Origin of the sequence: Burkholderia sp. Ac-20384 (assembly GCF_017104605.1) — a bacterium.
GTDB classification, from domain to species: domain Bacteria; phylum Pseudomonadota; class Gammaproteobacteria; order Burkholderiales; family Burkholderiaceae; genus Burkholderia; species Burkholderia lata.
Window position 1 is genome coordinate 16,907 of sequence record NZ_JAAGPE010000050.1, and the last position, 20,529, is coordinate 37,435.

The window sequence follows — 20,529 nt, forward strand, 5'->3', positions numbered from 1 at the left end:
TATAAGTCCTGCTTATCGGGCAGATCATAAATCAGTCTTTTACGTTATTGGAAGTCCGGCGTAACCTGCCCTTCATCGATTTCACCCACATCGGAGAACACGCGATGAAGGACATCATCGAAGGCTTCCTGAAGTTCCAGCGCGACGCCTATCCGGAACGCGCCGCGCTGTTCCGCGACCTCGCGCGCAGCCAGAACCCGCGGGCGCTGTTCATCTCGTGCTCGGACAGCCGGCTCGTGCCGGAACTCGTCACGCAGCGCGAACCAGGCGACCTGTTCGTGATCCGCAACGCCGGCAACATCGTGCCGTCGTACGGCCCCGAGCCGGGCGGCGTGTCGGCGTCGGTCGAATACGCGGTGGCTGCACTGCGCGTGACCGACGTCGTGATCTGCGGCCATTCCGATTGCGGCGCGATGACCGCGATCGCCACGTGCCAGTGCATGGACCACATGCCGGCCGTCGGCCACTGGCTGCGCTACGCCGATTCGGCGCGCGTCGTGAACGAGGCACGCCCGCATCGCAGCGAACGCGAGCGGATCGACTCGATGGTGCGCGAGAACGTCGTCGCGCAACTGGCGAACCTGAAGACGCATCCTGCCGTGCGCCTCGCGCTCGAAGAAGGGCGGCTCGCGCTGCACGGCTGGGTTTACGACATCGAATCGGGTTGCATCGACGCCTACGACGGCGCGACCGGCCGGTTCGTGTCCCTGGCGGACCATCCCGCGGTCCGCGCCACGCCCGCGACGCTCCCCGTCGCGGCCTGAATCGCTCCTACCCCACCACGAGGAATTGCCATGATCCAGTCCCAGCACAGTCAGACCGCCCGTCACGCGCTTGCCGAGACCGTCGTGCTCGCAAAGGCGCGCAAGAACCTGTCGTTCGCGCAGCTCACCGAAGGCACGGGCCTGAGCGAAGCGTTCGTGACGGCCGCACTGCTTGGCCAGCATGCGCTGCCGGCGGACGCTGCGCGCAACGTCGCCGACAAGCTCGGCCTCGACGACGACGCAGTGCTGCTGCTGCAGTCGATCCCGCTGCGCGGCAGCATCGACGATCGCGTACCGACCGATCCGACCATTTACCGCTTCTACGAAATGCTGCAGGTGTACGGCACGACGCTGAAGGCGCTCGTTCACGAGAAGTTCGGCGACGGCATCATCAGCGCGATCAATTTCCGGCTCGACGTGAAGAAGGTCGACGATCCCGAAGGCGGTTCGCGCGCGGTGATCACGCTCGACGGCAAGTACCTGCCGACCAAGCCGTTCTGACGCCGGTGCGGCGCCGCGACAGCGGTGCCGCGCAGGTTTCCGCCCGACGTGCGTCGGCCGCCGGCCGGCGCACGTTCCCGCCATTCCGTTTCAACGAGGACGCAGCCATGGATTTTGTGAAGCGCACGATCGATCTTGCGATGAAGAACGTGGAAGAGGGCGGCCGCCCGTTCGCGACGGTGATCGTCCGCGACGGCGAGATCGTCGCGGAAAGCCCGAACCTCGTCGCGCAGACGAGCGACCCGACCGCGCATGCCGAGATTCTTGCGGTGCGCGATGCGTGCCGCAAGCTCGGCACCGAGCACCTGACCGACTGCGAGATCTACATTCTCGCGAGCCCGTGCCCGATGTGTCTCGGCTCGCTGTACTACTGCAGCCCGAAGCGCGTGATCTACATCACGACGCGCGAGGACTACGCGCCGTTCTACCGCGACGACCGCAAGTATTTCGAGCTCGACACGTTCTATGCCGAATATGCGAAGCCGATCGACGAACGCCGGTTGCCGATGGTGCAGCAGAAACACGACGATGCGATCAACGTTTACCGGCGCTGGAAGGAATTGAACGCGAAGTGACGTGATCCGCGCGGCGCACCGGCCGCGCGTGGCAGCCGCCCGGCTGCTCGTTTTCCCCACCCTCCGTTTCACCCGGCGGCGCCCGTGCCGCCGGGCGCCCGCGCTGCTGCACGGGCCGGCTCGTGCCCCCGTTTTCCCGTCTCTCCAAACATCGATCCCGTTCAATGTCCGGAACGGAAATCCGCGATCCAAAAGGTTTTTGACGGGTTTAAAAATTCGCACTGGAGACGACAGAAACGTGCGGAAAGCCCGATGAAAACCGATGAAATCTTCATGACAGCCAGCGCGACGCCCCCGGTCGGTCGCCACTGATGGCCACCGATCGCCGTGCGTTCAACCCGACCTGTTTCATTGCGCCATTCGTTCCGGACGAGGAATCGCTCGATCCCTCTCCGCCAGCACCGCGCGACCGCCCACTGCCCGACCGGTCGCGCCTGACGCCTGAGATTCGCTTACTGCTTAAAACGGACCATCATGAAACGGGATTCATTCAGTACACCTGATGCGATGCATCGACCGGCGACGGACATGCTCAAGCCGAACGACACGTTCGTGCGCATCGAAAACGTCGTGAAGAAATTCGGTGACAGCACCGCCGTCGACAACGTGAACCTGACGATCGCGAAGAACGAACTCTTCGCGCTGCTCGGCAGCTCCGGCTGCGGCAAGTCGACGTTGCTGCGCATGCTCGCCGGGCTCGAGACGGCCACCTCCGGCAAGATCTTCGTCGATGGCGAAGATCTCGCGTCGCTGCCGCCGTACCGCCGCCCGGTGAACATGATGTTCCAGTCTTACGCGCTGTTCCCGCACATGTCGGTCGAATCGAACGTCGCATTCGGCCTGAAGCAGGAAGGCACGCCGAAGAACGAGATCAAGGAGCGCGTGGCCGATGCGCTCGCGCTCGTGCAGATGAGCAAGTACGCGCAGCGCAAGCCGCACCAGCTCTCCGGCGGCCAGCAGCAGCGCGTCGCGCTGGCCCGCTCGCTGGTCAAGCGGCCGAAGCTCCTGCTGCTCGACGAGCCGATGTCCGCGCTCGACAAGAAGATCCGCCAGAAAACCCAGCTCGAACTCGTGAACATCATCGAGAAGGTCGACGTGACCTGCGTGATGGTCACGCACGATCAGGAAGAGGCGATGACGATGGCGAGCCGCCTCGCGGTGATGAGCGAAGGCAAGATCGTGCAGATCGGCGCACCGGGCGAAGTCTACGAATTCCCGAACAGCCGCTTCTCGGCCGAATTCATTGGCTCGACGAACCTGTTCGAAGGCCGCGTCGTCGAGGATGAACCCGATCACATCTTCGTCGAAAGCGACGACCTCGAAGCACGCATGTACGTGAGCCACGGCATCACGGGCCCGCTCGGGATGCCGGTCGGCATCTCGGTGCGCCCGGAACGCATTCACGTGTCGCGCGAGAAACCGGGCTCGAAACACAACTGGGCACGCGGCGTCGTGACCGACATCGCGTACATGGGCAGCTACTCGCTGTATCACGTGCGCCTGCCGAGCGGCAAGACGGTGGTGTCGAACCTGTCGAGCTCGCACCTGATGACCGACAACGCACCGGCGTGGAACGACGACGTGTTCGTGTCGTGGTCGCCGGCCAGCGGCGTCGTGCTGACGCAGTGAGGACGCCACGATGAGAACCTCCGCCTCCAATCCGTCCGCGCCGGTGCCGACCGGCGCCGCGAGCGCCGGCGCCGGTCGCACCCGCCCGGGCCGCTTCTCGATGCTGCAGCGCTTCCTGCCGTCGGGCCGCAGCGTCGCGATCGGCGTGCCGTTCGTGTGGCTCGCCGTGTTCTTCGCGCTGCCGTTCGTGCTGGTGCTGAAGATCAGCTTCGCCGACCAGGTGATGGGCATCCCGCCGTACACGTCGCTCGTCGAGTTCAAGGACGGTGTCGTGCACTTCGCGCTGCAGCTGTCGCACTACGCGTTCCTGCTGCAGGACGACCTGTACATCGCGACCTACCTCAGCTCGCTGAAGATGGCCGCCGTATCGACGGTGCTGTGTCTGCTGATCGGGTACCCGATGGCGTACTACATCGCACGCTCGGAACCGAACCGCCGCAACGTGCTGATGATGGCCGTGATGCTGCCGTTCTGGACGTCGTTCCTGATTCGCGTGTACGCATGGATCGGCATCCTGAAGGACGACGGCCTGCTGAACCACACGCTGATCGCGCTCGGCATCATCCACACGCCGCTGCGGCTCTACCACAGCGACGCGGGCGTCTACATCGGGATGGTCTATTCGTACCTGCCGTTCATGGTGATGCCGCTGTACGCGCACCTCGTGAAGATGGACCTCACGCTGCTCGAAGCCGCGTACGACCTCGGTGCGAAGCCGTGGGTCGCGTTCACGCGGATCACGCTGCCGCTGTCGAAGAACGGGATCATCGCCGGCAGCCTGCTGGTGTTCATCCCGGCGGTCGGCGAGTACGTGATTCCGGAACTGCTCGGCGGCGCCGACACGCTGATGATCGGCCGCGTGATGTGGGATGAATTCTTCAACAACATGGACTGGCCGATGGCGTCCGCGGTGACGGTCGCGATGGTGATGCTGCTGCTGGTGCCGATGGCGCTGTTCCAGTACTACCAGGTCAAGGAACTGGAGGACGCGAAATGATCAAGCCGAGCAAACCGCTGTCGACGGGCGTCCTCGCCTTCGGCTTCCTGTTCCTGTACATCCCGATCATCAGCCTGGTCGTGTACTCGTTCAACGAGTCGAAGCTGGTGACGGTGTGGTCGGGCTTCTCGCTGAAGTGGTACTCGGCGCTGCTGGACGACGATGAGCTGCTCACTGCCGCATGGCTGTCGCTGAAGATCGGCCTCCTGACCGCGACCGCGTCGGTCGTGATCGGCACGTGGGCCGGTTTCGTGCTCGCACGCTTCGGCCGCTTCAAGGGCTTCACGCTGTACACCGGGATGATCAACGCGCCGCTGGTGATTCCGGAAGTGATCCAGGGCATCTCGCTGCTGTTGCTGTTCGTTGCGCTGGAGCAGATGTTCGGCTGGCCGAAGGGGCGCGGGATGGTGACGATCTGGATCGGTCACGTGATGCTGTGCGTGTCGTACGTGGCGATCATCGTGCAGTCGCGCGTGAAGGAGATGAACAAGTCGCTGGAAGAGGCCGCGCTGGATCTCGGTGCAACGCCGCTGAAGGTGTTCTTCGTGGTGACGCTGCCGCTGATCTCGCAGGCGCTGCTGTCGGGGTGGCTGCTGTCGTTCACGCTGTCGATCGACGACCTGGTGCTGTCGGCGTTCCTGTCCGGGCCGGGCTCGACGACGCTGCCGCTGGTGGTGTTCTCGCGCGTGCGGCTGGGGCTGAACCCGGAGATGAACGCACTGGCGACGCTGTTCATCACGGCCGTGACGATCGGCGTGATCGTCGTGAACCGGATGATGATCGCGCGTGAACGACGCCGCATCGCCGACATGAAGGCGGCGTTCGCGATGGCGTGAGTGCGGGTGTGATGGCGTGACGAAAGAGACGGCGGGCGCGTGACGGACCCGCCGTTTGCGTTGGTCTGCGGGGCGGGATAACCGGGCAGTCGTGAACCGCGCGCTTTGCTGGCATCATGTCGGACAATTCAACGACATGCGTTCCTGACATGCTCTGCCATCTGTCAAGAAGAATGGTGCCGGCGATCGGCTTCGCCGCCGCCGTCGTCGCGATGAGTCACGGGCAATGGGCCGCCGCCGCGCCGGCCGCCGATTCCCGCACACTGCCGGCCGTCGGCACGACGTGGTGCTACAGCGTCGGCGAGGGCCGTGTGACGCCGATGACGCTCAAGGCCGTGCATGACGGCGTCGCGAGCTACGACGTCGGGCCGGCCACCGCGCCGATGAAGATTGACGAAGATATCGCGACCTATACGACGCCGAATCCGGCGCGGCACGGTGAGCGCAGGCTGCTCGTGTTTCCGCTGAAGCAGGGCAAGCAGTGGGAGGACCGCTTCGACGAAACGGTGACCGCCAACATCGGCCGGGGATGGGCATGGCATTACCGCTACAAGGCGGTTGCGTCGAGCGAGGTGATCGGTACGGAGAAGCGGCAGGTTGGCGCGGGCACGTACGACACGTTCGTGATTGTGCGCACCACGTCGTGGACCAAGAGCGATCCCGGTACGACCGACGCGACGCTGCGCGACATGAACATGCATTGCGACCAGCCGGAATGCACGGTGTCCGGCTACAGCAAGGAAGTGTCGTGGTATGCGCCGTCGATCGGACGGGTCGTGCTGCGCGCGAACCTGCAGAGCGGGTTCGAGCCGTCGATGGCTGACGGAGCAGCCGACGAATCGCTGAAGAATGCGGGCTCGCTCGTGACCGAGCTGGTCGGCTACGGCGACGATGCCACCTGCAAGGCGGCGCAGCCGTCGCGATTCGCGACGGTGCCGTCGGCACCGGGATTCGGGTTCCCGATGCGGATGACTGACACGTGGGAATTCCACATGGCACGCGATATCGCGCGTGAGTAGCGCGTTCGCCATGCGGCGGGCGACACGCTATAGTCGTGCGATGCCCGCTGCGGTTGCGAACCACCCGGCGGCCCTTTCACGCACGCGTGCTCCCGATGACAGCCCTTCCCGACGTTACGCTCCGGCTCACCGACACCGAGCAGCCGGCCGCCCACGACTTCATCAGCCGCAAGCTCGGCGAATTCAATCACGCGATGACGGGGCGCGCCGACGCGGCCGCGCTCGACGTGTACGTCACCGATCCCGCGACCGGCGAGATCCTGGGCGGCCTGACCGGGCGCACGTCGCTCGGCCTCTTCTTCATTGATCTGTTCTACCTGCCCGAATCGCTGCGCGGCGGCGGCTTCGGCAGCCGGCTGCTGCGCGAGGCCGAAACGGAAGCGAAACGGCGCGGGTGCGCGCGTGCCGTGCTCTACACGATCTCGTTCCAGGCGCCGGATTTCTACCGGAAGCAGGGCTACGAAGCGTTCGGCGAGGTGCCGTGCGAGCCGGAGGGCGCGTCACGCGTGTTCATGGTGAAGGTGCTGTGAACCGGTTCGGCCGGCTCGCCTTACGCGGTCGGAATTTTTGTCGCGATCGCCTTCGGCACGTAGCTGGGGTGAGCGACCGGATCGACGAACAGGCCTCTGAATGACCCCTCGCCGTTCTGGTCGGACATGAACGGCGGTGAGGCCGGATCGAGCATGCGGCGCCAGAATGCGTCGCGGCGGGCGATGTTGTCGATCGTCCGCTTCGTTCCGAGGATCTTGCCGGTGATCGTTGCATCCTTGTCGCTGAGGCCGCCGCTGAGAAAGAACGGGCAGCTCGATGGAAGGGGAAGCGTTCGACGGATCTCCGACCAGCACAGCGTGCCGATGCCCTGACAGCACAGTTCCGGCGGCAGGATGAAGTCGCCGACGTGCATCTCGAACGACCGCTGATCCAGCGGAAACCATTTTCCGTCGAACGGGAATTTCCTGACCTGGGTGGTCGATCCGCCCGACGTTTCCGGGTAGTCGAGCTCGACGGTCACGCGTCCGGTGCAGTACCGGTAGGACGCGGGGTCGGGCTTGTCGAGCGTGTGCGCGATCGTCATGGTCACGTCCGGCGCGTGTTGCAGATTGCCGATCAGGTATCGATGCCGCGTGGTGTTCATGGTGCGAATCCTTGGGTAAGCACGATTACGCGGCTCGAACGCCGGCATCCCGGCGCCGCCCCGTGCGAACCGCCACGGGGCGCATGCCACGCGGGTCAGCAATGCTCCAGCGCGTACGACAGGTCGGCGATCAGGTCGTCCGGATGTTCGAGCCCGACCGACACGCGAATCAACCCTTCCGACACGCCCGCCGCCGCACGCGCGTCGGCCGGCACGCCCGAATGCGTGGTCGATGCCGGATGGCAGATCAGCGATTCCGTGCCGCCGAGACTGACCGCCGACTTGAAGAGCGTCAGGTGGTTGATGAACCTGAACGCCTGCTCGCGGCCGCCGTCGAGGATGAACGCGAACGTCGAGCCGGGCCCGGTGCACTGGCGCTGATAGACGGCCTGGTAGGCCGGATCGTCGATGAGCTCGGGGTGCAGCACGCGCACCGGCCGATGCGGATTGTCGGCGAGCCAGCGAGCGACGGCGCTGCCGCTGCGAGCGGCCTGCTGCATGCGCAGCACGAGCGTTTCCATCGAGCGCGTGATCATCCAGCACGAATGCGGGTCGAGCTGCGAGCCGAGCGTGCTGCGGATCGAGCGGATCTTCGTGATCAGCTCGCGGGTGCCTGTGACACCGCCGGCGACGAGGTCGCTATGCCCGCCGATGTATTTCGTCAGCGAGTACACGCTCAGGTCGATGCCTTGCCGCGACGGCTTCTGGTACAGCGGCCCGAGCAGCGTGTTGTCGCAGACCGACAGCGGACGATAGCCGTGGCGAGCCTCGAACGCGTCGATCTCGCTGCGCAGCCCTTCGAGGTCGAACAGCGCGTTGGTCGGGTTGGCGGGCGTCTCGATGTAGCACATCCGCACGTTGCCCTTTTGCGCGGCCGCTTCGAGCGCGGCGCGGATCGCGTGGGTGGACAGCCCGTCGGCAATCACTTCGGAGCGGATGCCCCACTCGGGCAGGAACTTCGAGATCAGCGTTTCGGTGCCGCCATACAGCGGCACGGACTGGACGACGCAGTCGCCCGGCCGCAGAAAGGTCAGCAGGATCGCGGCGATGGCCGACATGCCGCTCGACGTCACGGCGGCCGCTTCGGAATCGTCAAGCAGTGCGAGGCGATCCTCGACGATCTCCAGGTTCGGGTGATTGAAACGGCTGTAGACGAGGCCCGCGCCTTCGCCTTCGGGCGACGGCTTGCGTCCGGCCACGACGTCGAAGAATTCGGCGCCGTCTTCGGCCGTGCGGAACGCGAACGTCGACGTGAGGAACACGGGCGGCTTTACCGATCCTTCCGACAGGAACGGATCGTAGCCGTACGACATCATCTGGGTTTCGGGATGGAGTTCCCGGTCTGCAATCTTGCGCTTGTGATAGTTGCGATAGGCCATGCAGTGCTCCGTGCAGGGGTGGTGAGGAACGGCCGTTGCAGCGACGGCATGACGCGCGCGGCGCCGGGTAGGCACCGGCCGTTGCGACCGCGTGTGGCGATACTACCCCGAAGGCGCTGCTGCGTGACCCACCCCCTGACACTATCGTCAGGGTGTCGCCTGCTCGACGATCATGTCGTACAACGCACGGGCGGCCGGCGACAGTTGCGCGCTCTTGCGCGTGACGAGCACGAGCGTGCGCGACACGGCCGGCTCGACGAGCTCGATCGTGCGGATCATCGGATACGCGTTTTTCTGGATCGCGAGCTTCGGCACCACGGCCGCGCCGAGCCCTTCGGCGACGAGCCCGAGCGCCGTCGAGCTGCGCTGCACCTCGTAGAACGAATGCAGCGACACGCCGCTCGTCTTCAGCGCACCGTCGAGCAGCCCGCGATTGCCGCTCACTTCGCCGGCGAAGATCAGCGGGTGCGGCTGCAGCGCGGCCCAGCGAATGCGCCGCCGCTTCGCGAGCGGATGATCGTCGCGGCACACCAGCACGTACGGGTCGCTCGTCAGCGGCACGTTGACCAGTTCGGGATGCTGGTCGCCGGCGATGCCGATGCCGAACTCGGCCTCGCGATGCAGCACGGCCTGCAGGACCGACGCCGACGCGTGATCGAGGATCTTCACGCGATCGTGCGGCCGGTGCGCGGAGAAGGCGCGCAGGATGCGGGGCAGGTATTGCACGCCGACCGTCGGCACGCACGCGATCGTGACGTCGCCGCGCTGGCTCAGGCCGGTTTCGCGAATTTCGGTGAGCGCGTCGGACAGTTCGTTCAGCAGCCGGCGCGCTTGCGGCAGGAAACGCCGACCGATTTCGGTGAGTGTGGTGCGGCGCGTGGTGCGCTCGACGAGTGCGACGCCGAGAAAGGTTTCGAGCTTGCGCAGCCGCTGCGTGATGGCTGTCTGCGTGACGTGCAGCGTTTCGGCTGCCTGCCGGAAGCTGCCGCCGTCGGCGATTGCGACGAAGGCCTGGACACCGAGCGTATCGATTTTCATCAGAGATATGAATCAATCACGATATTAAATTCATTTTACTGAACTCCGTGACGATCGCAGAATGCGTGGCATCGACGGCCGTCGGCATCCCCTCCGCGTAGAAGCCAAGGCCGTCCAAGCCGACCAGGAGAAACGACATGACGACCCCACTCGACCGATACGCCGCCCAGTACGTGCAATTCGAAGACGAGCGCACGCGGCCGATCCGCGATCTGCTGGCCGCCGTGCCGAACACGCCGATCCATACCGCGATCGACATCGGCTGCGGGCCCGGCAATTCGACGGAGACGCTGATCGCACGTGCGCCGCACGCAACGGTCCACGGGATCGATGCATCGGCGGACATGATCGACGCCGCGCGCAAGCGCCTGCCGGACCTGCGTTTCGATGTCGTGGACATTTCCACCTGGGACGATCCGGGCGGCTACGACCTGATTCTCGCGAATGCGGTGCTGCAATGGGTGCCCGCGCACGACACGCTGTTTCCGGCACTCGTCGGCCGGCTCGCGCCGGGCGGCCATCTCGCGGTGCAGATGCCCGACAACCTCGACGAACCCGCGCACCGGCTGATGCGCGAAGTCGCCGCGGCCGGGCCGTGGGCGGACAAGCTGAAGGGGGCGGCGCGCACCGAGCGGTTCGATGCGCGTTACTACCACGCGCTGCTGTCGCCGTTGTGCTCGCGCGTGGACGTATGGCGCACGACTTACTACCACCCGCTGCGCGGCGGCGCCGACGCGGTCGTCGAATGGTTCAAGGGCAGTGCGCTGCGGCCGTTCCTCGCGGCGCTCGACGATGGCGAGCGCGCGGCGTTTCTCTCGCGGTATCGCGAGGCGATTGCGGGGCCGGGTGGTTATCCGGCACTCGCCGACGGCACCGTGCTGCTGCCGTTCCCGCGCCTGTTCATCGTCGCGACGCGGACGTAAAGCGGCAGTGATTCGGTCATGAAGCGCGGGCGGCCGTGCATCAGCCCACCGGCCGCATCGATTCCGGGTCGACCGTGCGGATCCGCGCGGTCTGCCCGTCGCGCAGGTCCTTGTACCAGAACAGCGCCACTTCACCGTCGTTCTCGTCGTCCGCATACAGCAGGCGATCGTGCCCGCCCAGCACGAAGCCCCCGCGCGCATAGGTGCTGCACGCGGCGACATTGTTCGACTGCGTTTCCAGCCGCATGAAACCGAACCCGTGGCCGCGCGCCCAGGATTCGGCGGCCGCCAGCAGCAACTGCCCGATGCCTTGCCGCCGGCAGTGGCGGTCGACGGCCAGCTCCGCGATCTCGGCCATGCCGTTCCAGCTCTGGCCGATGGCCACGAACCCGGCGAGCCGGCCGCCGGCCGTCGCGCGAAAGAGCGCCGTCTTGCCGGACGCCTCGTCCGCCCAGCCGGCCGGATCGAAGCCGTAGTGCTTGCGCCGCGTCGGCAGCGCGCGGAGATCGAGCAAGTCCTGATACGGCGCGTTCAATTCCCAGGCGATGTCGAACGAGAAGTCGCATCGGTCCAGTTCGTCGGCGGGCAGTCCGCTCGTCTGTTCGATGCTGATGTGCTCGGTTCGGTCCATGTGTCGGTGTCCTGTTTTCTGCGGGATGGCGTGGTGGTGTCCGCGATGCGACGGTCAGGCGCCCTGATGTGCGCTGCATCGCGATTGTCCTTGCTTCGATTTTCTGCACCTGCACAATTCGCCGCGCCCGCGACCGGCACAGACTCGCTGCGTCCGTGCCGGTGAAACGCGGTCAAGCGATGGACCGGACGGCGACGCAAACGTGTGCGGGGCGCGCGCGCCGGTTGAGGCGCTCGTTCAACCGCCTGATTATGCTGGATTTCGGCGTTGGCCCCGTGTTTGCTTCGGCGCGGTGACGGCCGCGATGTGTCGTGCATTCGGTCCGCGAGGCCGTCGGCCGGATGTGGATGAAAGACGACAGGAACCCGAATAATTGTTTACCGTTTGGTGACAACTCGATATATTCCGAAAAATATATCGAAGGTCGTGGCGTCGTCAGGCGCCACGTCGTCCATCGCTCCACGAAAGCCGGAAGAGATTCTGACCTGCATCGCCGGAGCAACGCGTCGTCGCGGCATGCGCAACCGGAGCGCACGCTAGCCGGCGCTGCAACACGAGCGGCCGCCCCGCGGCATGCCGCTTCAGCAAGCCCACACTGGCATCGAAACGGAACATCGTGCACGCGCATGAGGTGTTGGTGCGTGTGGCGATCCTGTGGCTTGCGCTCGTTCATCAGTCGGTTCTTCGTCAATACGCCGCGCGTCACGCTGCGATGCAGGCGCGCGCGTCAACAACAAAAGGAAGTGAGCATGAAAAAGACCATCGTGGCCGCGGCCGCACTCGGGATGTTCGGCACCGCCGCGCACGCGCAAAGCAGCGTCACGCTCTACGGGTTGATCGATGCGGGTATCACGTATTCGAACAAGGTCGCGACGACGGGCGGGCACGACAAGCTCGTCAAGTACGGTGACGGCGTCGCGTCGGGCAGCCGCTGGGGCATCCGCGGCACCGAGGATCTCGGCGGCGGGCTGAAGGCGCTGTTCGTGCTGGAGAACGGCTTCAGCAGCGGCGACGGCTCGATCGGCCAGGGTGGCGCGATCTTCGGCCGCCAGGCGTTCGTCGGCCTGTCGAAGAACGGCATCGGCTCGCTGACGTTCGGCCGCCAGTACTCGTTCTCGACCGACTACATCGGCGCGAACTATTCGATGGGTAGCCAGACGCCGGCCGGCAACTACGCGTATCACATCAACGACCTCGACCAGCTGACGTCGAGCCGCATCAACAACGCGGTGAAGTTCCAGAGCGCGAACTTCGCGGGCCTCACGTTCGGCGCGATGTACGGCTTCTCGAACTCGACGCAGTTCGCGGGCACGCCGACCACGACCGGCGCGAACGGTTCGCAGGGTTCGTCGAGCGCGTACAGCTTCGGCGCGAACTATGCGCAAGGGCCGTTCGGCATCGGCGCCGCATACACGAACATCCGCTTCCCGAACGGCGCACAGCCCGCATTCGGCGTGAGCATCGCGAACGTCAACACGCAAGGACTGCGCGACCTCGAGACGGTCGGCGTCGGCGCACGCTATGCGATCGCCGCGGCGCTCGTGTGGGCGAACTGGACGCACACGAAGTTCGTGCCGCTGTCGGGCGAAACGTCGAAGCTGAACAACTACGAAATCGGCGGCCGCTATGCGTTCACGCCGGCCCTGAGCGGCGGTCTCGGCTATACGTTCTCGAAGCTCGACGGCCGTTTCGACGGCAAGTGGCACCAGGTCAACGCCGCAGTTGACTATGCACTGTCGAAGCGTACGGACGTGTACGTGAGCGCGGCCTACCAGAAGGCGTCGGGCAGCAACACGATCAACGGTCGCGTGACGCCGGTGCAGGCCGAGATCGGCTCGTCGGGATCGTTCATCGGCAACGCGGGCGCGAACACGCAGTTCGTCACGCGGATCGGCCTGCGTCACAAGTTCTGATCTAGCGCACACACACGCGAACGGGCGCTCCATCGGGGCGCCCGTTTTGCTGTGGCGTACGACGAAGCGCGAGTCGGCACCGATTTGCGAATCGATATATTCTCCTGTGCATATCGACACGACGAAAGACCGACCCCACCCCCCTTTCACCCGCACGGGAGCACCATCTTGAATTCGACGCACCGCGAAGCCGTCGGCGAAGCCTTTTCGCTCGACGCGATGCAGCACGCAAGAACCATGACATGGCAGGCGGTCGACGCGATTGCCGAGGGCATCCGGCCCGGCATGCTGGAATCGGAGGCCAACGAGCTGGGGTTGAGCGTGCTGAAAGCGCTCGGGATGGACAGGATCTGGCATCCGGTGCTCGTGCGTTTCGGGGAAAACACGCTGCGCACGTTCAAGGAGCGCTCGGTGGCGGACCCCGTCCTCGCCGACGACGACATCTTCTTCATCGACCTGGGCGCGGTATGGGCGAAGCATGAGGGCGACGCGGGCGCGACGTTCGTGCGCGGCGACGATCCCGACATGCACGCGTGCGCGCACGCGGCGCGCGTGATCTACGACGAAGTCGAGCATCACTGGCGCACCACCGGCTGTGCAGGCATCGCGCTGTACGAATTTGCCGCTCAACGCGCGGACGCGCACGGCTTCCGGCTGAACGTCGACATCAAGGGGCATCGCGTCAGCGACTTTCCGCATGCGATCTACAAGGCCGGCAATCTCGGCGACTTCGATGCCGCGCCGGCGGCCGGGCTGTGGATTCTCGAAATCCAGATCGCGCACCCGACGCGGCCGTTCGGCGCGTTCTACGAGGATCTGCTCGTCTAGCGCGTACCTCACGGCTGGAAAGGCATTCGGGCGCAACGGGGTACGTTGCGCCCGAGTGCGTGTCGACCCCATGCGGGCAGCCGACACGGTCCGGCCCTGCCGTCAGATGGTGATCGTGACGGGGCCCGCGAGCGGCGTGTAGCCGTCGTCGAACAGGTACCACGCATCGTATTGCCCCGACGCCAGCGTGCTGTTGGCCGTGGACGAGAACAGCAGCGAGCCGCTGCTCTTCGGCAGGTACGCCCACGACTTGTAGCTGCCCTTGGTCGGCTGTGCACCATGTGCAAAGATGCCCACCCAGTTCTTCGGGCTGTGGCTCCACGGCGGTGCGACGTAGTCGAACCGCAGCGTGCCGAACGTCGAGCCTTGTGACGCGAGCGACGCGACGAACTTCTTGCTGGTATTGCCGATCGCCGAATCCGTGAGCAGTGCGCCGGATTGCACCTGCACGCAACCGGCCACCCGGCGCAGGAAGTTCGGATCGTTCGCGTCGCGGATGCTGGCGTCGTACCAGCCGGCGTCGCCGTACCATGTGACCGCTTGCGTCGCGCCGGCGGCGACGGTGAACGACTGCCGCGTATTCATCCCGTACGCATTGTCGGTGAGCTGGAACGTCGTCGCGCTCGCCCCGGCCGAGTTGTCGAGCGTGATTTGCACGTTGCCGTTCGCCACGTCGTAGCACAGGCTGATTTCGGCGGTCGATCCCGTGTTGCCGGACGAGCCGATGCTGCCGCGGAACGTCTGCAGGAAACCGTTCGGCCCGTAGACCGAATAGTCGTAGCCGCCGCCGCCATTCAGCGCGAGCGAATCCGACAGGTTCGTGCACTGGTTCGCGCCGGCCGCGATCGTGTAATGCCGGGGGATCGTGCTCGTGCCGTCGACCCACGCCTGCAGGTGCACGCCGGCGGTGCCGGTGTTGGTCATCGTCAGCGCCAGCGCGTGGCCGGCGCGGTTGACCTTGCCTTGCACGAAGAACTCGTAGGGCAGGCGGCAGGCGGTGCTGCGGCCGGTGGCCTGCGCCGGCACCGCGGTGGTGGTCGGATAGGGGATCAGGACGGTCGAGCCGTTCGGGTTCATGTTGCTCGCCGGCGGCTGGATCGCGGGCACGGTCTGGTCCGCGTTCGAGAAATCGAAGGCCGACGTCAGGTCGCCGCACACCGTGCGGCGCCACGGCGTGATGTTGGTTTCCTGCAGACCGAAGCGCGCTTCCAGGAAGCGGATCACCGACGTGTGATCGAAGACCTGCGAGTTGACCTTGCCGCCCTTCGACCACGGCGAGATCACGAACATCGGCACGCGCGGCCCGAGCCCGATCGGCACGTCGCCGCTGGCCGAGCCGTCCGATGCGGCGCCGCTGCTGGCGACGAATTCGGCGGCCGTCGAGACCGTCGACTGGCCGGTGCCGGCGGCGGAGCTGGCAGGGACGGCCGGCGGCATGTGATCGAACAGCCCGTCGTTCTCGTCGTACATGACGAGCAGCACCGTGCTGGCCCACACCGCCGGATTCGACGTCAGCGCATTGAGGACGTTGCTCACGTACCATTCGCCGCCGCTCGCGGCCCACGACGGATGTTCGCAGTAGGCGTAGGGCGCGGCGATCCACGATACCTGCGGCAGCGTGCCGTTGGCGACGTCGGCCCGCAGCTGGCTGAAGAGGTTCGTGTCGTATTCCTTGCCGCCGCCTGACGGATCGATCTGCGTGCCGTTGAGCGCCGGCGCGAGCGGATCGCTTGCGCCGAGGTTCTGGTATTGCTTGAAGTTCAGGATGACGTTGTCGCCGTAATTGCCGTTCCACCAGAGATCGCTTTTGGAGCCGTTGTATTCGCCGTAGCCATGGCCGGCATCCAGGCCGTTGCCCTTGTCCTGGTAGAACTTCCAAGTGACGCCGGCCGAGTTCAGGCGCTCCGGCATCGTGGTCCAGCCGGTGCCCGTCATCGTGTTGGTCGTGTACGGCGAATAGCCGGTGACGTTGCCGCAGCACCCGGTCCACAGATACAGCCGGTTCGGGTCCGTCGGGCCGAGCATCGAGCAATGGTATGCGTCACACACCGTGAACGCGCTCGCCAGCGCGTAGTAGAACGGAATGTCGTTCTGCGTGAAGTAGTACATCGTGCCGCTGCCCTTCGCGTCGGCCCAGTTGTCGTAGCAGCCGTTGTTCCACGCACTGTGCGTGCCGCTCCAGCTGTGGTCGAGGTCGCCGTAGTAGGTGTCGCCGTTCGCGGTGCCGGAAGGCGGGGACGGGTTGAACGGGAACACGTAGGACGTCAGCCAGGGCTGGCGCCACACCGGATACCCGCTCGAAATCACGACCGGCCGCGGATCGCCGAAGCCGCGTGCGCCGCCCAGCGTGCCGAGGTAGTGGTCGAACGAGCGGTTTTCCTGCATCAGGATCACGACGTGCTTCACGTCCTGGATCGTGCCGGTCACGGTGGCGGCCGGAATGGCCTGCGCGCGTGCGATGCTGTCGGGCAGCATGCCCGTGATCGCGGTGGCGCCGGCGAGCTTCAACGCATCGGCGAGGAATTGACGTCGTGTTGTGGGTTTGTTTTGCATGATCGCTCTCTGTCGTGGGTGGCTGGCCTCGCGGCCGGCGTCGGTCAGTGGCACGCGCTCGCGCAGTGCAGGACAGGCGTGGACGCCGCGCCGGGTGCGGCGGCGCGTGCGGCCGCCACGCTGGCTGCCGTGCCCGAGTCGCCATCGCCGCAAGCGGCCAGCGTGCACAGGAGTGCGATCATGAAAACGCCGCGCCAGTGCGGAAAGCGGCTTTCCGACCGGCTCGACTTGACGATTGGCTTTCGATCCGATTCGAATCGGATTCCTGAATGATCGAGACTGTTGCTGCGTGCTCCGTATTTCATTACCCCTCCAGACATGAAAAATGGACAGCAGAGAATATCGCCCGAATCAGAACAACTTCATGACAGGCCACCCGCGCGTGCCGGCCACTTGCAACAGCTTCGAGTCGGGATTGGTGGCGACCGGATGCGTGACGTAATCGAGCAGCGGCACGTCGTTGATCGAATCGCTGTAGAAGTAAGTGCGTTCGAAATCGGACGGCGCGTAGCCGAGTGACTTCAGCCACTCCGTGGTACGCACGATTTTTCCTTCGCGGAAGCTCGGCACGCCCGTACTGCGCCCGGTGAATGCACCGCCCGGCGTGCCGTCGTCGGTATCGAGCTCGATGCCGAGCAGGTGCTCTATGCCGAATTCCGCCGCGATCGGCTGCGTGACGAAGACGTTGGTCGCCGTCACGATGCAGCAGAGATCACCGTTCTCGCGATGCCGGTCGACCAGTTCGCGCGCCTGCGGCGTGATCGCCGGACGGATCACTTCATCCATGAATCGCGCATGCCAGCGTTCGAGCACCTTGCGCGGATAGCGGGAGAGCGGCGCGAGCGTCACCGCGAGATACGCGTCCATGTCGAGCGTGCCGGCCGCATAGTGCCCGTAGTGCTCGTCGATCAGCGCCACGTGCGCGTCGTCTTCCCGCCAGCCCACTCGCGTGATGAAGCGGCTCCAGGCCTGGTCGCTGTCGAGCGGCAACAGCGTGTGGTCGAGATCGAACAGCGCGAGATTCTTGTACATGGGTGGTTCCTTGTGTTGCGTGCTTAAGCGCCGATGAGTTTCTCGATCGCGTCTTTCGCGTTCTTACCGTCGATGGTCGTGACGCCGTCGAGCCACTTCGACAGCACGCCGGGGTTCTTCTTCGCCCATTCCTTCGCGACGGCGACCGGATCGGCGTGATTCATGATCGGCACCATCAACTGGTTCTCTTCATCGGTCGTGAACTTCAGGTTGGTCAGCAGCCGGCCGACGTTCGGGCAGCGGTCGAGGTAGCCGGGCGTGACGAGCGTGTAGACCTTCGCCGAGCCGTAGTTCGGGCCGAACACGGTATCGCCGCCGTCGAGATAGGTGATCTTGTAGTTGATGTTCATCGGATGCGGCTCCCACGCGAGGAACACGATCATCCGGTGCTCCTGCGCGGCGCGGGTCACTTGCACGAGCATCCCGGCCTCGCTCGATTCGACCAGCTTGAAGCCGCCGAGCCCGAACTCGTTCTTGTCGATCATCCGCTGGATCAGCGCATTGCCGTTGTTGCCGGCGCCGATCCCGTAGATCTTGCCGTCGAGCTGGTCGCGGAACTTCGCGATATCGGCAAAACTCTTGAGGCCCTTGTCCGACGCATATTGCGGTACGGCCAGCGTGTAGCGCGCGCCGATCAGGTTGGGCTGCGGCAGCTGGTGGACGGCGCCGGCATCGACGAACGGCTTCACCGTTGGCGTCATGCTCGGATCCCAGTAGCCGAGGAACGCGTCGATCTGCGCCTTCTTCACGCCGGCCAGCACGATCGGCGGCGACGCGATCGTCTTGGTCGCCTCGTAGCCGAGCCCGTCGAGCAGCATCATCGCGACGCCGGTGGTGGCCGCGATGTCGCTCCAGCCGACATCGCCGAGCGTCACCTTTTTGCAGACGTCGCCTTCCGACGCGTGAGCGGGGGCCGTTGCCAGCGCCGCCAGCAGCGTTGCTGCAAGCATCCATGCCTTCTTCATCATGTGGGTCTCCTAAGCAAGTGTTCCGGATCGTGTTGCCTGAATGGTCTGACGATTGATCGTGCTGATCGGATGAAACAAACGAACTTGGGTCTGGCTTTGTAGTTTTGCGTACCGTATATTAGAACGCACAAAATCGCAAGATCGCACAAAAATACAACTTGCCGGTTGCCGGGCCTGGCGACCGGCGGGCGAGGGCAGGAAGAATCGGGCGGCGGCCCGGGCGGGCCGTGCTTCATCAGGTAGACCAGGCAAAGCAAGGAGACCTCGCATGATCAGTCAGATCGAAATCATTTCCCGCCTGTTGCTGGCGGCATTGCTCGGCAGCATCGTCGGCATCGAGCGCGAGCGCCTGTCGTGGGCGGCCGGATTGCGCACGCACATGCTGGTGGCCGTGGGCGCCGCGCTCGTGATGGTCGTGTCGGCGTTCGGCTTCGCGGATATCCAGAACGCGAAGAACGTGTCGCTGGACCCGTCGCGCGTCGCCGCACAGGTGGTGTCGGGCATCGGCTTCCTCGGCGCCGGTTCGATCATGCTGCGCGGCGAGATCATCCGCGGCCTGACGACTGCGGCGAGCCTGTGGGTCGTGGCGGCGGTCGGGCTCGCCGTGGGCGGCGGCATGTACGTGGCCGCGATTGCCGCGACGGCGATCGTGCTCGCGATCCTGGCCGGCCTGAAGCCGATCGAGAAGCGTTTCTTCGCCGCGCGGCAGCGCTGGGGCGTGCGCATCCTCGCGAGCCGCGGAACCGTGAAGCTGACGTCGCTGCAAGCAATGCCCGGCATCGACCAGACGCGCATCGTCCAGTTCATCATCGAGCAGGACGACGCTGCGCCGGACGACGACCGCATCCACGTGGTGTTTTCGAAGATGACGAGCAGCGAGTTCCAGATGGTCCGTCAATCCCTGCAGACCCTCGTCGGCATCAAAAAGATGGAGGAGAGCGCAGCCTAGTTCGCCGTTCGAATAATATTGCCGTTCACTCCGAGGACATTCCATGTGGCAAGAAGAGCGATACCAGAGGATCCGGCTTCTGTTATCGAAGATGCAGCGCGTTTCCACCGACCGGATCATGGCCGACCTGAACGTGTCGCGGGAAACCGTGCGGCGCGATCTCGTCGACCTCGAGGCGCTCGGTGAACTGAAGCGCGTACACGGCGGTGCGGTACAGGTGGGCGACGAAGCGCCGATCGCCGAACGCGCGCAGACGCACGTGAAGGCGAAGCTGGCCATCGCCCGCGCGGCGGCCCGGCTGGTCACGGGTTCGCAGACGCTGTTCATCGACGCGGGCACGACCACGACGCTGCTGGCCGAGGAACTGGCGAAGCTGTCGGGCCTCACGATCGTCACGAACTCGATCGACGTCGCACTGAAGCTGCGCTCGAGCGATCCGATGCAGGCGAACAACGAAACGATCCTGCTCGGCGGGATGATCGGCAGCCGCGCGGCCGCGACCGTCGGCGACGGCACGGTCGCCGAAATCTTCCGCTACCGTGCCGACCTCGCGCTGCTGTCGCCGGTGGGCGTCGATGCCGTGCGTGGCGCGACCAACTACGACCGGATGGAAACCGAAGTGGCGCGCGCGATGGTCAGCAACGCGGCGGACGTCGCGATCCTGGCCGATTTCAGCAAGCTCGGCACGAACAGCCGGATCAGCTTCTGCGACCCGGCGCGGATCGGCGCGCTGGTGACGGACTCGAAGGCGGAATCGGTCGACAGCTACAAGAGCCTCAAGAAAGCCATCAAGCACATCGTGCTGGCGTAGTGCCACGCGGTGCGGGGCACGATCGGCTGCCGTTATGCCGCCCATGCG

21 protein-coding genes are annotated in these 20,529 nt (G+C 65.3%); 13 read left to right on the forward strand and 8 right to left on the reverse strand.

Annotation, left to right across the window (positions count from 1 at the left end; genetic code table 11):
• Nucleotides 1-104 precede the first annotated feature (104 nt).
• The 8 genes from G3O00_RS12480 (at nucleotide 105) to G3O00_RS12515 (ending at nucleotide 6,851) form a co-directional block, all read left to right on the forward strand.
• Nucleotides 105-764, forward strand: a complete 660-nt coding sequence (locus tag G3O00_RS12480) for a carbonic anhydrase (protein WP_174932100.1) — start codon at nucleotides 105-107, stop codon at nucleotides 762-764.
• 30 nt (nucleotides 765-794) lie between these two features.
• Entirely contained in the window at nucleotides 795-1,265 is a 471-nt protein-coding gene (gene cynS, locus G3O00_RS12485; protein WP_206143114.1) for a cyanase, read from the forward strand.
• Between the two features lie 107 nt (nucleotides 1,266-1,372).
• A complete protein-coding gene (locus G3O00_RS12490; RefSeq protein WP_206143115.1) occupies nucleotides 1,373-1,840 on the forward strand; it encodes a nucleoside deaminase in 468 nt (155 codons plus the stop codon).
• Nucleotides 1,841-2,347: 507 nt separating this feature from the next.
• Nucleotides 2,348-3,469, forward strand: a complete 1,122-nt coding sequence (gene potA, locus G3O00_RS12495) for a polyamine ABC transporter ATP-binding protein (protein ID WP_241025103.1) — start codon at nucleotides 2,348-2,350, stop codon at nucleotides 3,467-3,469.
• A 10-nt stretch (nucleotides 3,470-3,479) separates the two neighbouring features.
• The gene (locus tag G3O00_RS12500) at nucleotides 3,480-4,466 is read left to right on the forward strand and encodes an ABC transporter permease subunit (RefSeq protein ID WP_206143117.1); all 987 of its coding nucleotides are present in this window, start codon (nucleotides 3,480-3,482) and stop codon (nucleotides 4,464-4,466) included.
• Nucleotides 4,463-5,302 carry an ABC transporter permease subunit gene (locus tag G3O00_RS12505; RefSeq protein WP_206143118.1) on the forward strand — a complete coding sequence of 280 codons (840 nt, stop codon included), beginning with the start codon at nucleotides 4,463-4,465 and terminating at the stop codon, nucleotides 5,300-5,302. The genes G3O00_RS12500 and G3O00_RS12505 overlap by 4 nt, the downstream gene beginning before the upstream one ends.
• A gap of 149 nt (nucleotides 5,303-5,451) precedes the next feature.
• A complete protein-coding gene (locus G3O00_RS12510; protein WP_206143119.1) occupies nucleotides 5,452-6,321 on the forward strand; it encodes a hypothetical protein in 870 nt (289 codons plus the stop codon).
• Nucleotides 6,322-6,416: 95 nt separating this feature from the next.
• Nucleotides 6,417-6,851, forward strand: a complete 435-nt coding sequence (locus G3O00_RS12515) for a GNAT family N-acetyltransferase (RefSeq protein ID WP_206143120.1) — start codon at nucleotides 6,417-6,419, stop codon at nucleotides 6,849-6,851.
• Nucleotides 6,852-6,871: 20 nt separating this feature from the next.
• Here the strand turns inward: G3O00_RS12515 and G3O00_RS12520 are convergent, their stop codons facing one another.
• The 3 genes from G3O00_RS12520 to G3O00_RS12530 all read right to left on the reverse strand — a co-directional run bounded on the left by G3O00_RS12520 (nucleotide 6,872) and on the right by G3O00_RS12530 (nucleotide 9,873).
• A complete protein-coding gene (locus tag G3O00_RS12520) occupies nucleotides 6,872-7,504 on the reverse strand; it encodes a hypothetical protein (protein WP_206143121.1) in 633 nt (210 codons plus the stop codon).
• Between the two features lie 47 nt (nucleotides 7,505-7,551).
• The gene (locus tag G3O00_RS12525) at nucleotides 7,552-8,835 is read right to left on the reverse strand and encodes a cystathionine gamma-synthase family protein (protein ID WP_206143122.1); all 1,284 of its coding nucleotides are present in this window, start codon (nucleotides 8,833-8,835) and stop codon (nucleotides 7,552-7,554) included.
• A gap of 147 nt (nucleotides 8,836-8,982) precedes the next feature.
• Complete coding sequence (locus G3O00_RS12530; RefSeq protein ID WP_011356397.1) at nucleotides 8,983-9,873, reverse strand: LysR family transcriptional regulator; 891 nt, start codon at nucleotides 9,871-9,873, stop codon at nucleotides 8,983-8,985.
• Between the two features lie 137 nt (nucleotides 9,874-10,010).
• Here G3O00_RS12530 and tam point away from each other — a divergent pair, with 137 nt between their 5' ends.
• Nucleotides 10,011-10,796, forward strand: a complete 786-nt coding sequence (gene tam, locus G3O00_RS12535; RefSeq protein ID WP_206143123.1) for a trans-aconitate 2-methyltransferase — start codon at nucleotides 10,011-10,013, stop codon at nucleotides 10,794-10,796.
• Nucleotides 10,797-10,836: 40 nt separating this feature from the next.
• On the opposite strand, the gene G3O00_RS12540 is transcribed toward tam, so the two are convergent.
• Nucleotides 10,837-11,427 carry a GNAT family N-acetyltransferase gene (locus G3O00_RS12540; protein ID WP_041493400.1) on the reverse strand — a complete coding sequence of 197 codons (591 nt, stop codon included), beginning with the start codon at nucleotides 11,425-11,427 and terminating at the stop codon, nucleotides 10,837-10,839.
• A gap of 749 nt (nucleotides 11,428-12,176) precedes the next feature.
• Here G3O00_RS12540 and G3O00_RS12545 point away from each other — a divergent pair.
• Both G3O00_RS12545 and G3O00_RS12550 read left to right on the forward strand, forming a co-directional pair.
• Nucleotides 12,177-13,340 (forward strand): porin, encoded by a 1,164-nt coding sequence (locus tag G3O00_RS12545; protein WP_206143124.1) that lies wholly within the window; start codon nucleotides 12,177-12,179, stop codon nucleotides 13,338-13,340.
• A gap of 168 nt (nucleotides 13,341-13,508) precedes the next feature.
• Nucleotides 13,509-14,168 carry a M24 family metallopeptidase gene (locus G3O00_RS12550; RefSeq protein WP_174932111.1) on the forward strand — a complete coding sequence of 220 codons (660 nt, stop codon included), beginning with the start codon at nucleotides 13,509-13,511 and terminating at the stop codon, nucleotides 14,166-14,168.
• Between the two features lie 102 nt (nucleotides 14,169-14,270).
• Here the strand turns inward: G3O00_RS12550 and G3O00_RS12555 are convergent, their stop codons facing one another.
• The 4 genes from G3O00_RS12555 to G3O00_RS12570 form a co-directional block, all read right to left on the reverse strand.
• Nucleotides 14,271-16,721, reverse strand: a complete 2,451-nt coding sequence (locus tag G3O00_RS12555) for a phospholipase C, phosphocholine-specific (protein ID WP_206143125.1) — start codon at nucleotides 16,719-16,721, stop codon at nucleotides 14,271-14,273.
• A 44-nt stretch (nucleotides 16,722-16,765) separates the two neighbouring features.
• Nucleotides 16,766-16,903 (reverse strand): hypothetical protein, encoded by a 138-nt coding sequence (locus G3O00_RS43310; protein WP_241025100.1) that lies wholly within the window; start codon nucleotides 16,901-16,903, stop codon nucleotides 16,766-16,768.
• A 169-nt stretch (nucleotides 16,904-17,072) separates the two neighbouring features.
• On the reverse strand, nucleotides 17,073-17,753 hold the full coding sequence (locus G3O00_RS12565; protein ID WP_206143127.1) for an HAD family hydrolase: 681 nt from the start codon (nucleotides 17,751-17,753) through the stop codon (nucleotides 17,073-17,075).
• A 23-nt stretch (nucleotides 17,754-17,776) separates the two neighbouring features.
• Nucleotides 17,777-18,718 carry a choline ABC transporter substrate-binding protein gene (locus G3O00_RS12570; RefSeq protein WP_241025104.1) on the reverse strand — a complete coding sequence of 314 codons (942 nt, stop codon included), beginning with the start codon at nucleotides 18,716-18,718 and terminating at the stop codon, nucleotides 17,777-17,779.
• 271 nt (nucleotides 18,719-18,989) lie between these two features.
• Here G3O00_RS12570 and G3O00_RS12575 point away from each other — a divergent pair, with 271 nt between their 5' ends.
• Both G3O00_RS12575 and G3O00_RS12580 read left to right on the forward strand, forming a co-directional pair.
• The gene (locus tag G3O00_RS12575) at nucleotides 18,990-19,670 is read left to right on the forward strand and encodes an MgtC/SapB family protein (protein ID WP_206143129.1); all 681 of its coding nucleotides are present in this window, start codon (nucleotides 18,990-18,992) and stop codon (nucleotides 19,668-19,670) included.
• 43 nt (nucleotides 19,671-19,713) lie between these two features.
• Entirely contained in the window at nucleotides 19,714-20,481 is a 768-nt protein-coding gene (locus G3O00_RS12580; RefSeq protein ID WP_206143130.1) for a DeoR/GlpR family DNA-binding transcription regulator, read from the forward strand.
• The last annotated feature ends 48 nt before the right edge of the window (nucleotides 20,482-20,529 follow it).

What these genes read in the sequence shown, in the direction of transcription:
- G3O00_RS12480 (WP_174932100.1), top strand. Translation starts at nt 105, where the DNA reads ATGAAGGACATCATCGAAGGCTTCCTGAAGTTCCAGCGCGACGCCTAT.
- cynS (WP_206143114.1), top strand. Translation starts at nt 795, where the DNA reads ATGATCCAGTCCCAGCACAGTCAGACCGCCCGTCACGCGCTTGCCGAG.
- G3O00_RS12490 (WP_206143115.1), top strand. Translation starts at nt 1,373, where the DNA reads ATGGATTTTGTGAAGCGCACGATCGATCTTGCGATGAAGAACGTGGAA.
- potA (WP_241025103.1), top strand. Translation starts at nt 2,348, where the DNA reads ATGCATCGACCGGCGACGGACATGCTCAAGCCGAACGACACGTTCGTG.
- G3O00_RS12500 (WP_206143117.1), top strand. Translation starts at nt 3,480, where the DNA reads ATGAGAACCTCCGCCTCCAATCCGTCCGCGCCGGTGCCGACCGGCGCC.
- G3O00_RS12505 (WP_206143118.1), top strand. Translation starts at nt 4,463, where the DNA reads ATGATCAAGCCGAGCAAACCGCTGTCGACGGGCGTCCTCGCCTTCGGC.
- G3O00_RS12510 (WP_206143119.1), top strand. Translation starts at nt 5,452, where the DNA reads ATGCTCTGCCATCTGTCAAGAAGAATGGTGCCGGCGATCGGCTTCGCC.
- G3O00_RS12515 (WP_206143120.1), top strand. Translation starts at nt 6,417, where the DNA reads ATGACAGCCCTTCCCGACGTTACGCTCCGGCTCACCGACACCGAGCAG.
- G3O00_RS12520 (WP_206143121.1), bottom strand. Translation starts at nt 7,504, where the DNA reads ATGCCGGCGTTCGAGCCGCGTAATCGTGCTTACCCAAGGATTCGCACC.
- G3O00_RS12525 (WP_206143122.1), bottom strand. Translation starts at nt 8,835, where the DNA reads ATGGCCTATCGCAACTATCACAAGCGCAAGATTGCAGACCGGGAACTC.
- G3O00_RS12530 (WP_011356397.1), bottom strand. Translation starts at nt 9,873, where the DNA reads ATGAAAATCGATACGCTCGGTGTCCAGGCCTTCGTCGCAATCGCCGAC.
- tam (WP_206143123.1), top strand. Translation starts at nt 10,011, where the DNA reads ATGACGACCCCACTCGACCGATACGCCGCCCAGTACGTGCAATTCGAA.
- G3O00_RS12540 (WP_041493400.1), bottom strand. Translation starts at nt 11,427, where the DNA reads ATGGACCGAACCGAGCACATCAGCATCGAACAGACGAGCGGACTGCCC.
- G3O00_RS12545 (WP_206143124.1), top strand. Translation starts at nt 12,177, where the DNA reads ATGAAAAAGACCATCGTGGCCGCGGCCGCACTCGGGATGTTCGGCACC.
- G3O00_RS12555 (WP_206143125.1), bottom strand. Translation starts at nt 16,721, where the DNA reads ATGCAAAACAAACCCACAACACGACGTCAATTCCTCGCCGATGCGTTG.
- G3O00_RS43310 (WP_241025100.1), bottom strand. Translation starts at nt 16,903, where the DNA reads ATGATCGCACTCCTGTGCACGCTGGCCGCTTGCGGCGATGGCGACTCG.
- G3O00_RS12565 (WP_206143127.1), bottom strand. Translation starts at nt 17,753, where the DNA reads ATGTACAAGAATCTCGCGCTGTTCGATCTCGACCACACGCTGTTGCCG.
- G3O00_RS12570 (WP_241025104.1), bottom strand. Translation starts at nt 18,718, where the DNA reads ATGAAGAAGGCATGGATGCTTGCAGCAACGCTGCTGGCGGCGCTGGCA.
- G3O00_RS12575 (WP_206143129.1), top strand. Translation starts at nt 18,990, where the DNA reads ATGATCAGTCAGATCGAAATCATTTCCCGCCTGTTGCTGGCGGCATTG.
- G3O00_RS12580 (WP_206143130.1), top strand. Translation starts at nt 19,714, where the DNA reads ATGTGGCAAGAAGAGCGATACCAGAGGATCCGGCTTCTGTTATCGAAG.